Annotated in this window: 2 protein-coding genes; both read right to left on the bottom strand. The window is 67.5% G+C overall.

Annotated features, from left to right (window positions below; translation table 11 throughout):
* Positions 1–546: 546 nt before the first annotated feature.
* Positions 547–1,926: a hypothetical protein gene (locus tag STRTUCAR8_RS03885; protein WP_044471592.1), complete on the bottom strand. Its 1,380-nt coding sequence runs from the start codon at positions 1,924–1,926 to the stop codon at positions 547–549.
* Positions 1,916–2,536, bottom strand: a complete 621-nt coding sequence (locus tag STRTUCAR8_RS03880; RefSeq protein WP_044471591.1) for a DUF6114 domain-containing protein — start codon at positions 2,534–2,536, stop codon at positions 1,916–1,918. The genes STRTUCAR8_RS03885 and STRTUCAR8_RS03880 overlap by 11 nt, the downstream gene beginning before the upstream one ends.
* Between the last annotated feature and the right edge of the window lie 83 nt (positions 2,537–2,619).

Here is a 2,619-nt window from a genome sequence, read left to right as displayed (position 1 = left end):
CTCACCAAGGCTGATACGGAGGTCGCGCAGCCACGGGTCGGCCGGGTTGTCCCCCGGCTCGTCGGCGGCCGCGGGTGCGGCGGACACCAGTCCGGCGAGCACAGCAGTGGCAGTCGCGAGCGCAATGGTCGCGAACACTCTTCGCGGACGGCTTCGTTGAGATCTTCCTGGAGTTGTTCGCACGTTGATGCCTGCCTGGATGGTCGATCCGAATGGACGGTCTCACGTCCGGCAGGAAGAAAGCACAACGAACACTCGGCCACAGCCGACCGGTTGTGTCACCGGCGGCCTGCCGCGTAGGAAAAGTCAGGAAGTTCTGAGACCCCCGTCTCTGCTGCCCGTGCGGTCAACACGCGCCCCCCGTGCCCCTCTTCCTGCAGGGACCGGATCATCATGACATTGGAAAAGCTTTTAAGGAACCTTTAATTCGCCAGTTCGTTCGAACACTAGCCGCGCCCCAGCACAGACCTGTGGCCCGACCCCCGCCAGAGGCGGTACGGCCGGGCCACAGGTCTCGGTGCGGCTCCCGAACGGGGTTCTGATCGCTCAGGTCGTGTACTGGTGCAGGCCGTCGATCGTCAACGTGCCGCCGAACTGGCCTGCCTGGACGACCTTCACGTTCGTGAAGTAGATCCACGGGATGTTCAGGGGCGGCGGGCTCTTCGGGCTGAACGTCACGGGGATCAGGCCGAGCAGGTTGCCGGAGATGCTCTCCGTGTACATGATCGTCTTGCCTCCCTTGATCGTGGAGTCCGTGCCCTTGGCCGCTTGCGCGTGGTAGGTCTTGCCCGACAGGGGGTCCTTGAAGGTCTGGTGCAGGTCACCGATCGTCGTGCCGCCGGAGATCACGTACTTCAGGACCTCCTTGACCGTGCCGTCGGCGGTGCGCACCTTGACTATGCCCTGGTAGTCCGCGCCGTTGAGCGTCAGCGAACTGGCCTGCAGGATCCACGGGTCGGCAGGCAGCGTGGTCGAGTTGTCGACGCCGCCCTCGTCGTCGGTGGCTTCGGCGGGGCAGTCGTCCGGGTCCACGCTCGAACTGGCCGAGGGACTCGGGGACGCGGTGGCGGCAGTGACCGCCTTCTCGGCCGTCTCCTTGGTGGCCTCGGACGCCTTGGTCGTGTCCTTGACGGTGTCCTTGAGGACCCCGGTGACCTTCGCCGTCGTGTCCTTCACCGTGGTGCTGCCGGTCGTGCCCTTGCCGGCCGCTTCCGCGGTCGGCGCCGGTGACGCGGTCGGCGTCGGAGTGGCGCTGTCGGCGGCCTCACTGGTCTCCGTCGACTCCGTGCCCGTCGAGGACGCCGTGTCGCTCGACGAGTCGCTGTCACCCGTGAAGATGCCCGTGATCGCGTCGCCGATGGTGTCCAGCAGGCCTCCGCCGCTCTCCTCGGTGGCGCTCGCGCTCGCCGAGGGCGTGGGGGTGGCCTTGTCGCTGTCGCCGCCGGTGCTGCCACTGGACGTCGTCTTGCTCGCGGACGGCGTCGGAGTCGGCTCGGCCGCGTCGTCGGAACCTGAATCCGACGAGTCGCCCGAGGAACCCGAGTCAGAGCCCGAGTCCGTGGCCGACGGGGACGGCTTCGGCTCCGTGTCCCCGCCGTCGGACGACGAGGGGGAGGAGCTGGTGGACGCGGAGGGTGTCGCCGCCGTGTCCGTACCGTCCGCGGCGCCGGTCACCACCTCGACGCACTTCTGGTATTCCTCAGCCGTCATGCTGTTCGTCGTCGGCTGGTCATCGGCACGTGCGAGCGTCGGCGTGAACCCCATGCCCATGAGCACCGCGGTGGGCATAGCCGCCAGGGCTATCGCCTTTCCGGCGGGCATATGGAACCTGGTGAACAGCGGCTTCCTCGGGGCCGCGTGCCGCGGCCCGGTTCTCCCGCGGGACGCTTCCACGTCAGTCCCGTGGGTCACCTCGTCAGCCGGCACTGTGCCTCCCGTTCGCCCCGTTCACCGGGCTCGTTCCTGACAGATCGTTCGGCTCGTACGGCTCGTTCGACTTGCTCATGTTCAGTCCGCCCGGCTCGGCCGCCGTATCCGTGCCGTCGCCGGCCTCGGCGGACATCGGGAGGACAGGCTCCGCAGCGGTAGGTGTCGCATCCGTGCCGTCTCCTGCGGGCACCCCGTACTTCGTCGACTCCTCCGGCACACCGGGCGCCCAGGCGATGGCCAGCGCGCCGCCGATCAGGGCCAGCAGGAAGCCGATGACGAACCCGCCGAAGTTGGAGACCGGGAGGGACACCAGTCCCAGCAGGATCGCGGCGGTACCGGCGAAGGTCCGTACGTGCTTCTGGAACCAGAGGCTGAAGCCCAGGACCACGAGCAGGGCTCCGATGATCAGTGATCCCGCGCCCGCCGTTGTGGACATGCGGATCGTCAGCTGACCGATCGAGAGGTGCGCGTAAGGGAAGTACATGATCGGGACACCGCCGATCATGACAAGTACGCCGGCCCAGAACGGCCTCGAACCCCGCCAGGCGCGGAACTGCAGCCTCCAGCGAGTGGGCAGACTGGGGGCGACAGGAGTCTCGGCGCTCATGGAAACAGCTCCCTGGTGCGGTGTTGCTGTGGTGAGAGGGTCTTTCACCGATGACATGGCTGCGGTGGGCGAAGACCCGATCG

It is taken from the genome of Streptomyces turgidiscabies Car8, from assembly GCF_000331005.1.
GTDB lineage: Bacteria > Actinomycetota > Actinomycetes > Streptomycetales > Streptomycetaceae > Streptomyces > Streptomyces turgidiscabies.
Note: the sequence above shows the minus strand (reverse complement) of the source record. Positions and strands in the feature narration are given on the sequence as shown.